A 13756-nucleotide genomic window follows, 5' to 3' on the forward strand; every position below is an offset into this window, starting at 1 on the left:
GGGGTGCGCCGTGCGGAGTGGGGTGCCGGGTCAGGCGGCGTCGGCCTGCCCGTTCTCGGGCTCGGTGACGTCCCGGGCGGCGAGGGTCATGACGGCGTCCTCGGTCGCGTCGGCGCCGTCGAGCTCACCGGCGATCCGGCCGTCGCGCATCACGAGGATGCGGTCACTCATGCCGAGGACCTCGGGGAGTTCGCTCGACACCATGACCACGGCACCACCGGCCTCGGTGATGGCGTTGACGAGCTCGTAGATCTCGACCTTCGCGCCGACGTCGACACCGCGGGTCGGCTCGTCCAGCAGCAGGACGCTCGAGCCCGCGAGGATCCACCGACCGAAGACGGCCTTCTGTTGGTTGCCGCCGGACAGGGAGCCGATCGGCTGGTCGATGTCGTGCATCCGGATCCGCAGGCGGGCGGCGACCTGCTCGGCGCGCTGCTTCTGCCCGGCGAAGTCGACGAGACCGCCCCGTGCGCTGGACGCGAGCGTGGCGTAGCCGAGGTTGTCGTTGACCGACGCGCCGAGCACGAGGCCCTGGCCCTTGCGGTCCTCGGGCACGTGTCCGATGCCGGCCTTGATCGCGCCGGCGACGCTGCCCTTGCCGAGGGCGCGGCCGCGGACGGTCACGGTGCCGCTGTCGTAGCCGTCGGCGCCGGCGATCGCCCGGACCAGTTCGGTGCGTCCGGCGCCGACGAGGCCGGAGATGCCGACGATCTCGCCGGCGTGCACGTCGAAGGACACGTCCGTGAAGCGCCCAGCGGCGGTGAGGTGCTCGACCCGCAGCACGGGGTCGGCACGGTCGACGACGGCCGCGCCCGTCGGGTACTGCTCCTCGATGCTCCGTCCGACCATGAGCCGGACGAGCTCGTCCTCGGGCGTCGACGCCGGCACCTCGGCCACGAAGTGACCGTCGCGGAGCACCGCGACCGTGTCGCCGATCTCGGCGATCTCGTCGAGGTGGTGGCTGATGAAGAGCATGCCGACGCCCCGGGCGCGGAGGTCCGCGACGACCCGGAAGAGCGCCTCCGTCTCGTGGCGGGTGAGGGCCGCGGTCGGTTCGTCGAGGATGAGGATCCGCGCGTCGACGCTGAGCGCCTTCGCGATCTCGACGAGCTGCTGCCGGGCGATGCCGAGGTCACCGACCGGGGTGTCGACGTCGACGTCGAGTCCGATGGTGGCGAGCGCCGCCTCCGCCTGGCGGCGGAGCGTCTTCCGGTCGACCATGCCGAAGCGGGTCGGGATCCGGCCCATCATCACGTTCTCGGCGACGCTGAGCGACCCGACCAGGTTGAGCTCCTGGTGGATGGTCGCGATGCCGAGCCGCTCCGCGGCCGAGACGGTCGGGAGGCTCACCTCGGCTCCGTCGACGAGGATCCGCCCGCCGTCGGGCTGGTGGATGCCGGACATCATCTTGATGAGCGTCGACTTCCCGGCACCGTTCTCGCCGAGGAGGACCTGCACCTTTCCGGCGTGCACGTCGACGGTGACGTCGGTGATCACCTGGACGGGGCCGAACGACTTGCTCACCCGGTCGAGGGTGAGGAGTGGGTGCTGCTGCAGGGGTGTCTGCGGCATCGGTGTCTGTTCCATGTCAGTGCTCCGGGTGCTGCTGGTCAGCGTGCTGCTGGTCGGCGTGCTGCTGGTCGGCCGGGCGCGACGGTGCGGCCGGTCGACGGGGACGGATGGGGGTGGCCGAGGAGGCGCGGACGATGAGCTCGCTCGGCAGGCGCACGGACTGCGGGGTGCCGCCGTCGATGACGTCGCGGAGCAGGTCGACCGCGACACGGCCCATGTCCTCGACGCTGTGTGCGACGACGGAGAGGGCGGGCTCGAGGAGCGAGAACCACTCGATGTCGTCGAAGGCGACCAGGGCGATGTCCTCGCCGACACGGAGACCGAGCCGGTTGAGGATCGCGATCGCGCCGACGGCCATCAGGCTGTCCGCGGCGAAGATCGCCGTCGGCGGGTCGTCGAGACCGAGCAGGGTCGTGACGCCGGTCGAGCCGGACGCGGCCTGGAAGTCGCCGAACACGACGAGGTCGGGGTCCCCGCTGAGGCCCGCGGCGGTGATCGCGTCCTGGTACGCCGTGAAGCGCTCGCGGCCGGTGGAGACGCTCTGTGGGCCGGCGATGTACCCGATGCGGGTGTGTCCGAGTGCGGCGAGGTGCTCGACGGTCTGCCGGATGCCGGTGCTGCTGTCGGTGGTGACGCTCGGCACGTCGATGCCCGGGATCACGCGGTCGACGAACACCGTGGGGATCTCGCGGTCGACGAGTTGCTGGACCGTCCCGGTGTCGTTGCCCTGCGGTGCGACGATCACGCCGTCGACCCGGCGGGCGATGAGCGTGTCGAGGTAACGGTTCTGCTGATCGGCCCGCTCGTTCGCGTTGCCGAGCAGCGTGACGTAGCCCTCGGCCAGCGCGGCCTGCTCGATCGTGTGGGCGAGGTCGGCGAAGAACGGGTTGCGGACGTCCGAGACGAGCAGGCCGATCGTGTCCGACCGGGTGGACCGCAGCGCACGGGCCTGCAGGTTCGGGCGGAAGTCGAGGTCCTTCGCGGCCTGCTCGACGGCCCGACGGGAGTCTTCGCTCGTCGCGGCGTTGCCGGAGAGGACGCGCGATGCCGTCGCTGCCGAGACGCCGGCGCGGGCGGCGACGTCCTTGATGGTGACGGCGTTCATCGTTGAGCACTCCGTTGGGCGAGTCGTGGAATCGATTCCATGGAATCGATTCCACGACCATAGGCACCGCGACCGGTCATGTCAAGCCGCGGACCTGGGCGGAGTGCACCCGCGGGCCGGAGCCCCGGTGGCCGATCAGTCCGCGGGCATCGGGACCGGCGTGGGAGCCGTCGGTGTCCCCGTCTGGGGGATCGCACTCGACCGGCGCAACCCGAGCGTCAGCAGCACGACCGCGCCGACCACGGCTACCGCGCCGGAGAACCAGAAGTCCGCCGACAGCCCGAACGACGTCACGGCCGCACCGCCCAGGACCGACCCCGCGGCGATCGCGAGCTGGATCGTCGTGACGAACAACGCCAGTCCGCTCTCCGCTCCGGCCGGGGACGCCGTCGACATCCAGGTCTGCGTCCCGAGCGGCAGGGCGCCCCAGACGAAGCCCCACACGACGAGCAGGGCGAACACGCCGACCACCGAGTGCGCCGCGAACGGCAGCAGGACGACGGCCGCGGCGAGGACGACCTTCGCGACGCCGATGGTGCCGATGACGTTCCGGCTCAGCGTGAAGCCGGCGACGAAGTTCCCGGCGATGCCGGCGATGCCGAACACGAGCAGCGCCAGGGTGACGGTGTCCGGACCGACCCGGACGAGCTCCTCGAGGTAGGGCGCCACGTACGTGTAGGCGGCGAACTGTGCGATGAAGAGGAACGCGGCCGCGATGAGCCCGACGCGGGCACGCTGCACCCGGAGCAGACCGGCGAGGGTCGAGAACCGCACCCGCTGCGACGACGGGATGCTCGGCAGCATCGCGATCTGCAGGACGAGCGCCACCAGGCCGAGCGCGCCGCCGATCACGAACGCCAGCCGCCAGCTCGCGAGCGACGACACGAAGGCGCCGAGCGGCAGGCTCACGACCGTGGCGACGGAGACGCCCGCGGTGATAAAGGACGTCGCGCGGATCACGGCGGGCGGTTCCACGAGCCTCCCGGCGATGCCCGCGCCGATCGCCCAGAAGCCACCGATGCCGACCCCGAGGAGCATCCGGGCGACGAGCAGCACACCGAAGGTGGGCGCGACGGCCGCGAGTGCGTCCGCGACGACCAACAGGACGGTCAGGGCGAGCAGCACGGTCCGGCGGTCGAGACGCGAGGTGGCGACCGTCACGACCGGAGCTGCCACGGCGCCGGTGAGCCCGGTGAACACCACCATCAGGCCGGCGGTGCCGATGTCGACGTGCAGCTCCCGTGCGATCGACGGCAGGAGGCCGATCGGCAGGAACTCCGAGAGCACGAGGACGAACGAGCCGAGGGCGACCGACAGGACGCTCAGCCAGCCGCGGCGAGAGGAGGCGGTGGTGGTCATGGACGCCACAAGCGCAGGGGACCGGTGGTCATTCCTGCGTGACGGCGGAGGACGCCTGCCGCCGCCCGGGAGCCCCGGGGTCAGCCGCCGAACGCGGAGATCTCCTCGGGCAGCGGCTCGTGCATCGCCCGCCGGAGGGCCGCGGCTCCCGCCACGACGCTCGCCCGCTCGGACTCCGGGACGGCGTCGAGGAGCCCGACGATCTCCACCCGGCGCCGCTCCATCACGTCACCGACCAGTTCCCGTCCGCGCACGGTCGCGCCGACGAGGACCTCGCGGCGGCTCTCGGTGCTCGGGAGCCGTTCGACCCACCCGTCCTCGACGAGCCGGTCGACGATCCGGGTCAGCGTCGACGGCCCGACCGCGAGTCGCTCTGCGAGGTCACCCGATCGCGTGGGGCCGAGGGTGGTCACGAGGACGACGAGGCGGAACTGCGGGACGGTGACGTGTTCGAGTGCGGGGGCGAGTGACCGGGCGACGACCCCGAGCAGGCCGCGCGATGCGGCGAGCAGCTCGTCGATGCCCGCTGATGGTGCGTGTGGCATGCGCCCATCCTGCCGGACGGGCGCCGCCTGGTCGTGCAGACGGGAGGCCCGGTGCCAGCTGGCACCGGGCCTCCCGTCCGTCGTGGCGTCGCGTCTCAGACGCGCACGGCGCGCTCGTCCGGCACGCAGTGCGTCATCATGAGACCGTCGACGTCGCGGGGCCCGTTGTGGCCGAGGTTCGCGAGGCGCGCGAGCTCGGCCTCGTCGAGGGTCTGGGACTGCAGTGGCGGCAGGTCCTTCACCTCGTCGAGCGTGATGCCGAGGCCCTCGCCGACGCGGCGGCCGAGGTCGTCCTCGACCATGTAGAAGTGCCAGAGCATCCGCTCCTGCACGGGCCGGGCCGCCTGCGAGATGAGGTCGACGAAGTTCGCGACCAGGTCATCGCGCTCCCAGTCCTCGAGGAGCAGGTAGCGCTGACCGGCCTGCGTGTAGTCGTTCGTCCGCGGGATGCGCTTACGGGTGAGACGACCGACGATCTCGGGGCCCTGGTCGTCGTGCGTCGGGTACTCGGCCTCGCGCAGCCCGCCGGTGATCGACGGCTCGTAGTTGACGTGCGGGTTCTCGCCACCGTGGTCCTGGTGGTACGCCATCTGGCCGTCGCGCTGGTTCGTCGCGACGTTCCCGTTCTTCGGGGCGTTCACCGGCAGCTGCAGGTAGTTCGGACCGACGCGGTACCGCTGCGTGTCCGAGTAGGAGAACGTGCGGCCGACGAGCATCTTGTCGTCGGAGAAGTCGAGGCCGTCCACCAGCACGCCGGTGCCGAACGAGAGCTGCTCGTTCTCGGCGAAGTGGTTCGTGACGTTCCGGTTCAGCACCATCTTGCCGACGACCTTCGGCGGGAACTCGTTCTCGGGCCAGACCTTCGTGTCGTCGAGCGGGTCGAAGTCGAGCTCGGGGTGGTCGTGGTCGTCCATGAGCTGCACGCGGAGCTCCCACTCCGGGTAGTCGCCGCGCTCGATCGCCTCGTACAGGTCCTTCGACGCGTGGCCGAGGTCGCCGCCCTGCACGACGGCTGCGTCGGCCTCGGTCATCGAGCTGACGCCGACCGACGGGATCCAGTGGTACTTGACGAGCTTCGTGTCGCCGTCGCCGTTCACCCACTTGTACGTGTTCACGCCGAAGCCCTGCTGCGTCCGGTAGTTCGCCGGGATGCCGCGCGGACTGAACAGGTTGACGAGCATGTGCATCGACTCGGGCGTCTGGGACATGAAGTCGAAGATGCGCGCGGGCTCCTGGCGGAACGTGACGGGGTCCGGCTTGAGGGAGTGGATGACGTCCGGGAACTTGATGGCGTCGCGGATGAAGAAGACCCCGAGGTTGTTGCCGACGAGGTCCCAGTTGCCGTCCTCGGTGTAGAACTTCACGGCGAAGCCGCGGGGGTCGCGAGCGGCTTCGGACGAGTCGCGCCCGCCGATCACGGTCGAGAACCGGACGGCGACGTCGGTGCGCTTGCCGGCCTCCTGGAAGAGCTTCGCGCGGGTGTACTGCGCGATCGGCTCGTCACCCCAGGTGCCGGTGGCCTCGAAGTACCCGAAGGCGACCGCGCCGCGGGCGTGCACGACCCGCTCCGGGATCCGCTCGCGGTCGAAGTGGCTGATCTTCTCGAGGAACTGGTAGTTCTCGAGCGTCGCCGGGCCGCGGGCTCCGACCGTGCGCTGGTTCTGGTTGTCGTAGACGGGGTGGCCCTGCCGGTTGGTGAGCACCCGGCGGTCGTCACCCTCGGCGGGTGGCTGGCTGGAGACGTCGGTCATGGCGTCGTCCTCTCTGCGTTCTGGTCACGGACTCGGGTTCACGCCCGAGTGTGGCCTGCAGGCCGGACGGCTGTTCCCAGCGCTCAGGGGGTCGTCAGGTCCGTCCGCGGTTGCGCCGCCGCACGGCCTTCGGCGCCCGTCCGGCCATGAACGACCGCGCCGGGTCGACGACGAACCCCTGCCGCAGCGCCTCGCGCCCGACGAGCATCCGGAAGCCCATCTGGTCACGGTTGCTCAGCGTCGTCTCCGACAGGACGGTCCGCCCGGCGAGCTCGATCGACATGAGCACGACGATGCGCTCCTGGGTGTGGCCGCTCGAGCTGCGGATCACCCGGCGGTCGTGGACGTCGCACTCGACCGTCTGGGGATCCGCGTCGGAGTCCTGCCACGGGTGCACCGAGAACCGGACCCGTCCGCCGGGCAGCTCCTCGATGTCGAAGGCGTGCAGTGCCGAACTCCTTGCCCCGGTGTCGAGCTTGACCTTGATCCACGGGACGCCGATGTCGGGCAGGGCCGCCCACTCGCGCCACCCCGCGACGATCGGCACGCGGGACGCCGCCCGGGCGCTGTCGGAGCGCTTCGCGGAGTCGGCCATGCCCCTATCTTGGCAGTGATGAAACTCGCCATCCTGTCGCGCGCTCCGCACGCGTACTCGACGCAGCGCCTCCGCACCGCCGCCGCCGAGCGCGGTCACACCGTCAAGGTGTTGAACACCCTCCGCTTCGCGATCGACCTGACCGGCGAGCAGCCCGACCTGCAGTACCGCGGCAAGCTGCTGTCCGACTACGACGCCGTCCTGCCACGCATCGGCAACTCGATCACCTACTACGGCACCGCGGTGGTGCGGCAGTTCGAGCAGATGGACGTGTACACACCGAACACGGCGAACGGCATCACGAACTCGCGTGACAAGCTCCGGGCGAACCAGATCCTGTCCCGCCACGACATCGGCATGCCGGCGACGACGTTCGTCAACAGCCGGGCGGACGTCCGCGGCGCGATCGAGCGGGTCGGGGGCGCCCCGGTCGTCATCAAGCTGCTCGAGGGCACGCAGGGCATCGGCGTCATCCTCGCCCCCGAGGCCAAGGTCGCGGAGTCGATCGTCGAGACCCTGCACTCGACGAAGCAGAACGTCCTCATCCAGCGCTTCATCGCGGAGAGCCGCGGGAAGGACATCCGCGCCCTCGTCGTCGGTGACCGCGTCGTCGCCGCCATGCGCCGGAGCGCGTCCGGGGACGAGTTCCGGTCGAACGTGCACCGCGGCGGCACCGTCGAACAGGTCACGCTGACGCCCGAGTACGAGGAGGCCGCGGTCCGCTCCGCCCAGATCATGGGCCTCCGGGTCGCGGGCGTCGACATGCTCGAGGGCAACGACGGACCGCTCGTCATGGAGGTCAACTCGTCACCGGGCCTCGAGGGCATCGAGCGTGCCACCGGGCTCGACGTCGCCGGTGCCGTCATCGACTACATCGCGAACCAGGTGGCGTTCCCGGAGATCGACGTGCGCCAGCGCCTCAGCGTCTCGACCGGGTACGGCGTCGCCGAACTGCTCGTCCACACGAACGCGGACCTCGTCGGCAAGACGATCAAGGACTCCGGCCTCTGGGACCGCGACATCACGGTCCTCACGCTGCACCGCGGTACCTCGGTCATCCCGAACCCGCGGAGCGGCGTGGTGCTCGAACCCGGTGACCGGCTGCTGTGCTTCGGCAAGCTCGAGGAGATGCGCTCGATGGTCCCGGACCGTCGCCGCCGTCGCACCAAGCTGCGGAAGCTCCCGAAGGACGCCCTGTCCGACGGCTGATCGCGCGGCCGCCGGGAGGCCCGGATCGCCCCGGTGGGGCTGCCTCCGTCCGCGGGGTCCGGCTCCGGTTCGTTCACCTGTGGGCCCTCGTCCGGAAGGCGCGGGCGCTCCGGCGGCGCCGACCAGGGTCGCCGACGCCGCGTACCGTCCGACGGGAAGAGCATTCGTCTCGTGTCCCGCGATCCGTGACCCGTCCGGCAGGGCGGCCGACCGGAGAGCGGGCACCGTGAACAGGGAGCACGCCATGACGAAGTACGAATCGAACCGCGACGTCGAGCCGGTCCACGTCACCACCTACCGGTCTGCCCGCAAGGCCGCCCGCCGTGGCTGGGCCGCCCCGGCCGACGCTCCGGTGCCGTCCATCGACGACGTCTGGCGCAACAGCCGGACACCTGCGGACCGCGCCCGGCAGCGCTGACCGGGTCGGCGCGACCGTCGGCCGCGGTCACCGCGGCACCACGTCAGCCGCGGTCGCTGTTCGTCGCCCGCACCGCCGCGAGCACGACGTCGAGCGCCCGGTCGAGCTCGGGCAGCGTGACGGCACCGTAGCCGAGCACGACCCCGTTCCCGGACCGTCCGCGCACCGTCTCGTAGTCGGCGAGGTCGGCCACCAGGACGCCGTCCGTGGCAGCGCGGGCGAGCACGGCAGCGCCGGTCGCCGGACCCGGCCACGTCAGCACCGCGTGCAGACCGCCGGTGAGGGCCCGTGCCTCCAGGCCGGGGACCCCGCTCGTGGCGAGCCGGACCGCGATCCGTTCGCGCCGGTGCGTGTAGTCCCGCCGGACCCGACCAAGGTGCCGACGGAATGCGCCGGTGCGCAGCAGGTGCGCGAGTGCGACCTGCACCGGTTCGGCGACCACCGCGCCCCGGGCCGTGCGGGCGGCGAGGACCGCCGCGCCCACCGGTCCGGACGGGACGACGACGTACGCGCAGCGGAGCCGTGGGTCGAGGGTCTTCGAGAATCCACCCAGGTGCACGACCACGCCGTCGGTGTCGAGCGCGGCGAGGGCCGGGACGGGGCTGCCCCGGTGTCGGAACTCGGAGTCGTAATCGTCCTCGACGACGACCGTCCCCGTGGCCGCTGCATGCGCCAGCAGCGCTCGCCGCCGTCCGACGGGCATGACCGAGCCGAGCGGGTACTGGTGGGTGGGGGAGACGAGGACGGCGTCGACGGGTGTCCGTGCGAGCACGGCCAGGTCGATGCCGTCCGGTCCGACGGGCACGGCCATGAGTTCCGCGCCGGCACTCGTCAGCGCGCGGTGGCCGGAACGGTACCCGGGGTCCTCGACGGCGAAGCGCGGAGCGCGGCCGAGCCGGGTCCGGAGTCCCTCGGCGACCAGGGACAACGCCTCCGAGGTCCCGGCGGCGACGACGACCTGCGCGACCGGCGGGGTGAAGCCGCGCGCGAGCCCGAGTTGCGCGACGAGCTGCTCACGGAGCGCGGGGAGTCCCGCGGGGTCGGACAGTGCGTTGCGGAGCGGCGCATCGGCCGCGGCACGCCAGGCAGCGCGCCAGTCCCGCTCGCTGATCGCGGTGACGGCGGGGATGCCCGGGCGGCAGTCGACGGTGGTCCGACCGACGCCCGTGACGACGGTGGGCACCACGGCGGGCGCCCGCGACGACCCGCGCCGCTGCACCGGGACGCGTCCGGATGTAGCCCTCGCCGTCGAGCTGGTCGTACGCCGCGACGACCGTGCCCCGCGCCACCCCGAGCTCGGCGGCCAGGGCCCGCGTCGACGGCAGCGGGTCCCCGGCGCGGAGCGTCCCGTCGTGCACCAGGGTCCGCACCCGTTCGACCACGGCCGACACCTTGCTCGACTGGTCCATCCCGTGCGCTCCGATCTGGTCTACCCACTGGTCCAGTCCCGACCTTAGCGTCGGAGCATGCCCACTCCCGACGCCCTGCCCGCCCTCACCGTCCGCCGGCTCCGCGACCGCCAGCTGACCGATCCCGCCGCCCTCGACGAGGTCCTCGCGGAGGGCTTCGTCGCCCACGTCGGCCTGGTCCGCGACGGCTTCCCGATCGTGCTGCCCTACCTGTACGGCGTCGGCGACCTCGGCGCCGGCCCGGTCCTGCTCCTGCACGGCTCCACGGGCGGCGGGCTCTTCCTCGACGCAGGGGAGGAGGGCGTCCCCGTCTCGGCGACCATCACGCACCTGGACGGCATCGTCTTCGCCCGCTCGACCTTCGACAGCTCGGCGAACTACCGCAGCGCGATGGTCGTCGGTCGTGCGACCGTGGTGCCGACCGAGCTGCGGGCCGAGGCGCTCCGGCAGGTCGCCGACCACCTCATGCCCGGCCGCCGCGCCGAGGTGCGCGAGATGACCGCGAAGGAGGTCCGGCAGACCCAGGTCCTGCAGCTCCCGCTCGACGCCGCGAGTGTCAAGGTCCGGGCGGCCGGCGTCGGCGAGGCGCCGGACGACGGCGAGGACCACCGCGTCTGGGCGGGCGTCCTGCCGGTCGCCCTCCGGGCCGGAGCGCCGGTCCCGGGAGCGCTCGCCGCCGCCGCGGCCACGCCGGCCGACCCGTCCGTCGAGTCACTCGCCGCCCGGCTCGCCGCCGCCGCCGACCGCCGGGAGGCCCGACTCGTCTCCGCCCCGTCACCTGCGGTCCGAGGTGGCCGGGCCTGACCGAACGCCGCCTCGTCGCCCGGTGGCGGGGAGCTGCGATCGGGCCCGCGTGTCTGTGACGGACCGCAGGAACTCCCCGCGCTTCCCCAGCGGAGGTCAGGTTCGTGACCAATACGTTATGTCTCCGGATCGTCGCACGAGGGGCGTTCCGGACCCGGAAGGAACCATGGGACGCCACGCTCTGCCCGCCGGTGACGACGAACGTCGCTCCGCACCTGCCGCCGCAGACCCCGTCCCCGCTCCCGACTCCTCCGCCGCCGCCCCGCGTGCCCGCGAGTCCGTCGCCGTCCCGTCGCGGGCCCGAGGCCGTCGTGCCGCCACGGGTCCCGCCGTCGCGCGCAGCACGTTCGTCGCGCACGAGCGACCGGCTCGCGTCGTCGCGCTCGGGCCGTCCAGCACGGTCACCGCCGTCGTCGCCCCGATCGACCGCGTGGCGTCGGCCGCTCCAGCGCGCTCGCGGTCGGCCCTGCGCCGGGCAGAGCGGACCGCGGACCCGCGGCACGTCCGCCGTGCCGCCAGCGCGAAGCGCACGGCGCTGCTCATCGCACCTGCCCTGGCGATCACCTCGACGTTGTCCCTGGCCATCCCGGCCGAGGCCGCACCGGCGGCACCGGTCCCGGCCCCGACAGCGACGTCCCAGGCGCTGCAGACGTACACCGTCGCCCACGACGTCCAGGTCCCGATCGCGTCCTCGGACGGTGTGACGACGACGTCGGTCGTGTCCTACCCGACCCTGGTCCTGCGGTTCGGGGTCACCGAGGCCCAGGCGCAGGTGGCGTTGTCCGCGGCGCTGTCCGCGGGTGGCGACCGGGCGACCGTGCTGCAGACGGCACTGCAGTACCTCGGCGACCCGTACGTCGAGGGTGGCGCGAGCCACGCGGGCATCGACTGCTCCGGCCTGACGATGGTGGCGTACCAGGCGGTGGGCATCGAGCTCGCGCACTACGTCCCCACGCAGGACGCCGTCGCGACGACCGTCCCGGAGTCCGAGGCGGCGCCGGGCGACATGGTCGTCTTCGACGACGAGGACCATGTCGGCCTGTACCTCGGGCAGGGGCTCGTGCTCCAGGCGCCGCACCCGGGCGAGGTCGTGGACATCGTCCCGATGTACGCGATGCCGCACCACTTCGCGCGCCTGCTGCCCGCCGGGTCCTGACCGCCGGGGCCCGGCGCCGCGCTCGACTCCCGGGCGGCCGGATGGCTGTCCGTCCGGACGCCCACCGTCCACCCGGATCCGGCGGCGGACTCGCGGAGGGTTGCGGGCCTCCCGTAAGCTGGAGTGATGGCCACCGACACCCGCACCCCGTTCGAGGAGCAGAGCGCAGCCCGCTCCGTCCGCCCGCAGGTGCGCCCGCGCACCGAGGGCTGGAAGCAGGCCACGGGGACCGACGGCCGACCGCTCCTGCAGTTCGCGTCCCCGAAGCGGGGGAAGCCGCCTGTGCACCTCGCCGACATGACGGTCGCCGAGCGCGAGGCGAAGGTGAAGGAGCTCGGGCTGCCCGGGTTCCGCGCCAAGCAGCTCGCCACCCACTACTTCACGCACTACACGTCCGACCCGGCGAAGATGACCGACCTGCCGGCGGCCCAGCGCGAGGAACTCGTCGCCGGGATGCTGCCGCCCCTGCTGACCGAGACCCGTCGTCTCGAGACGGACAAGGGCGACACGATCAAGTTCCTCTGGAAGCTGCACGACGGCGCCCTGGTGGAGTCCGTGCTCATGCGGTACCCGGGGCGCATCACGCTCTGTGTCTCGTCGCAGGCCGGCTGCGGGATGAACTGCCCGTTCTGCGCGACCGGCCAGGCGGGCCTGACGCGGAACATGTCGACGGCCGAGATCATCGAGCAGATCGTCCGCGCGAACGAGGCCATCGCGGCCGGCGAACTCGGCGGTGACCCGCGCAAGGGCGGACAGGACCGCGTCGACGCCGAGCGTGTGACGAACATCGTCTTCATGGGGATGGGGGAGCCGCTCGCGAACTACAAGCGGGTGATGGACGCCGTCCGCGTCATGACCGCGCCGCAGCCGAACGGTCTCGGCATGAGCGCGCGTGGCATCACGATCTCGACCGTCGGGCTGGTGCCGGCGATCCTGAAGCTCGCGGAGGAGGACATCCCCGTGACCTTCGCGCTCTCGCTGCACGCTCCGGACGACGAACTCCGTGACGAGCTCATCCCGGTGAACTCGAAGTGGAAGGTCGACGAGGCGATCGACGCCGCGCACAACTACTACGTGAAGACCGGTCGTCGTGTCTCGATCGAGTACGCCCTCATCAAGGACATGAACGACCACGCCTGGCGCGCCGACCTGCTGGCGGAGAAGCTGAACAAGCGCGGCAAGGGCTGGGTGCACGTCAACCCGATCCCGCTCAACCCGACGCCCGGTTCCGTGTGGACGTCGTCCGAGGAGCACGTGCAGGACGAGTTCGTCCGCCGACTCAACGCCGCCGGCATCCCGACCACCCTCCGCGACACCCGCGGCAAGGAGATCGACGGAGCCTGCGGCCAGTTGGCCGCCGCTGACTGACGGTCGGGCGACGGCCACGGCAACTGGACGACGGCTCTGACAGGAGGCGCGGTGCGACTACGCACCGCGCCTTCGGTCGTTCCCAGGGAACAGTCGTGCCTCGTGCGTTCCACCAGCCCGGAGGCCCGGCGCACCGGGGGGAACAAGCGCGACACGCCCGGGCGTCGAGCTGGCTTGGCGCTGCCGTTCACCCGTGCGTAAAGTAATCACTCGTTGCCGCTGAGGCGGAGAACGGATCGGCCGAGACGCTGACGGAGCGATGCTCCGGGAGATGCAGTCTGGCTCCGGTTCTTCCCCGGGCGACGAACCAGCCTCTCTGGCGAAGCATCCTGGTGGTGTGGAGTGGGGAGTGCCTCTGGTCCTTGAGAACTCAACAGCGTGCACATTGTCAATGCCAATTTTATTGACCTCGTGCCTGGTCGGTTTTTTCCGGTCGGGTCATGAAGCAATTCCTTTTGGATTGAA

At 71.8% G+C, this 13756-nt stretch carries 12 protein-coding genes and 1 pseudogene; 5 read left to right on the top strand and 8 right to left on the bottom strand.

Translation table 11 applies throughout. The annotated features are described in order from the left end of the window. Positions 1 to 30: 30 nt before the first annotated feature. The 6 genes from DEI91_RS15680 to DEI91_RS15705 all read right to left on the bottom strand — a co-directional run bounded on the left by DEI91_RS15680 (position 31) and on the right by DEI91_RS15705 (position 6927). Positions 31 to 1587, bottom strand: a complete 1557-nt coding sequence (locus DEI91_RS15680; RefSeq protein ID WP_111053190.1) for a sugar ABC transporter ATP-binding protein — start codon at positions 1585 to 1587, stop codon at positions 31 to 33. 1 nt (position 1588) lies between these two features. Beyond that, positions 1589 to 2677: a LacI family DNA-binding transcriptional regulator gene (locus DEI91_RS15685; RefSeq protein ID WP_111053191.1), complete on the bottom strand. Its 1089-nt coding sequence runs from the start codon at positions 2675 to 2677 to the stop codon at positions 1589 to 1591. Between the two features lie 135 nt (positions 2678 to 2812). Further along, positions 2813 to 4036, bottom strand: coding sequence for an MFS transporter (locus DEI91_RS15690; RefSeq protein ID WP_111053192.1), 1224 nt, complete (start codon positions 4034 to 4036; stop codon positions 2813 to 2815). An 80-nt stretch (positions 4037 to 4116) separates the two neighbouring features. Beyond that, positions 4117 to 4581: a MarR family winged helix-turn-helix transcriptional regulator gene (locus DEI91_RS15695; protein WP_111053193.1), complete on the bottom strand. Its 465-nt coding sequence runs from the start codon at positions 4579 to 4581 to the stop codon at positions 4117 to 4119. A 95-nt stretch (positions 4582 to 4676) separates the two neighbouring features. Further along, positions 4677 to 6332: a catalase gene (locus DEI91_RS15700; protein ID WP_111053194.1), complete on the bottom strand. Its 1656-nt coding sequence runs from the start codon at positions 6330 to 6332 to the stop codon at positions 4677 to 4679. 94 nt (positions 6333 to 6426) lie between these two features. Beyond that, positions 6427 to 6927 (bottom strand): RimK/LysX family protein, encoded by a 501-nt coding sequence (locus DEI91_RS15705; RefSeq protein WP_110890596.1) that lies wholly within the window; start codon positions 6925 to 6927, stop codon positions 6427 to 6429. 18 nt (positions 6928 to 6945) lie between these two features. On the opposite strand from DEI91_RS15705, the gene rimK reads away from it, so the two are divergent. Both rimK and DEI91_RS16395 read left to right on the top strand, forming a co-directional pair. After that, positions 6946 to 8136: a 30S ribosomal protein S6--L-glutamate ligase gene (gene rimK / locus DEI91_RS15710; protein ID WP_111053195.1), complete on the top strand. Its 1191-nt coding sequence runs from the start codon at positions 6946 to 6948 to the stop codon at positions 8134 to 8136. 244 nt (positions 8137 to 8380) lie between these two features. Then, positions 8381 to 8554, top strand: coding sequence for a hypothetical protein (locus DEI91_RS16395; RefSeq protein WP_181439656.1), 174 nt, complete (start codon positions 8381 to 8383; stop codon positions 8552 to 8554). A gap of 43 nt (positions 8555 to 8597) precedes the next feature. Here DEI91_RS16395 and DEI91_RS16785 read toward each other — a convergent pair whose 3' ends face one another. Both DEI91_RS16785 and DEI91_RS16950 read right to left on the bottom strand, forming a co-directional pair. Then, positions 8598 to 9740 carry a PLP-dependent aminotransferase family protein gene (locus tag DEI91_RS16785; RefSeq protein ID WP_258374468.1) on the bottom strand — a complete coding sequence of 381 codons (1143 nt, stop codon included), beginning with the start codon at positions 9738 to 9740 and terminating at the stop codon, positions 8598 to 8600. A gap of 28 nt (positions 9741 to 9768) precedes the next feature. Further along, positions 9769 to 9963: pseudogene (locus DEI91_RS16950) on the bottom strand (GntR family transcriptional regulator); the annotation flags it as partial. A gap of 57 nt (positions 9964 to 10020) precedes the next feature. On the opposite strand from DEI91_RS16950, the gene DEI91_RS15720 reads away from it, so the two are divergent. The 3 genes from DEI91_RS15720 (at position 10021) to rlmN (ending at position 13291) form a co-directional block, all read left to right on the top strand. Beyond that, the gene (locus DEI91_RS15720; RefSeq protein ID WP_111053197.1) at positions 10021 to 10767 is read left to right on the top strand and encodes a pyridoxamine 5'-phosphate oxidase family protein; all 747 of its coding nucleotides are present in this window, start codon (positions 10021 to 10023) and stop codon (positions 10765 to 10767) included. A gap of 166 nt (positions 10768 to 10933) precedes the next feature. Next, on the top strand, positions 10934 to 11923 hold the full coding sequence (locus tag DEI91_RS15725; RefSeq protein ID WP_181439657.1) for a C40 family peptidase: 990 nt from the start codon (positions 10934 to 10936) through the stop codon (positions 11921 to 11923). 126 nt (positions 11924 to 12049) lie between these two features. Further along, on the top strand, positions 12050 to 13291 hold the full coding sequence (gene rlmN / locus DEI91_RS15730) for a 23S rRNA (adenine(2503)-C(2))-methyltransferase RlmN (protein WP_111053199.1): 1242 nt from the start codon (positions 12050 to 12052) through the stop codon (positions 13289 to 13291). Positions 13292 to 13756: the final 465 nt, after the last annotated feature.

The sequence above is a fragment of the Curtobacterium sp. MCBD17_032 genome, from assembly GCF_003234855.1.
In the GTDB taxonomy this organism is placed as follows: domain Bacteria; phylum Actinomycetota; class Actinomycetes; order Actinomycetales; family Microbacteriaceae; genus Curtobacterium.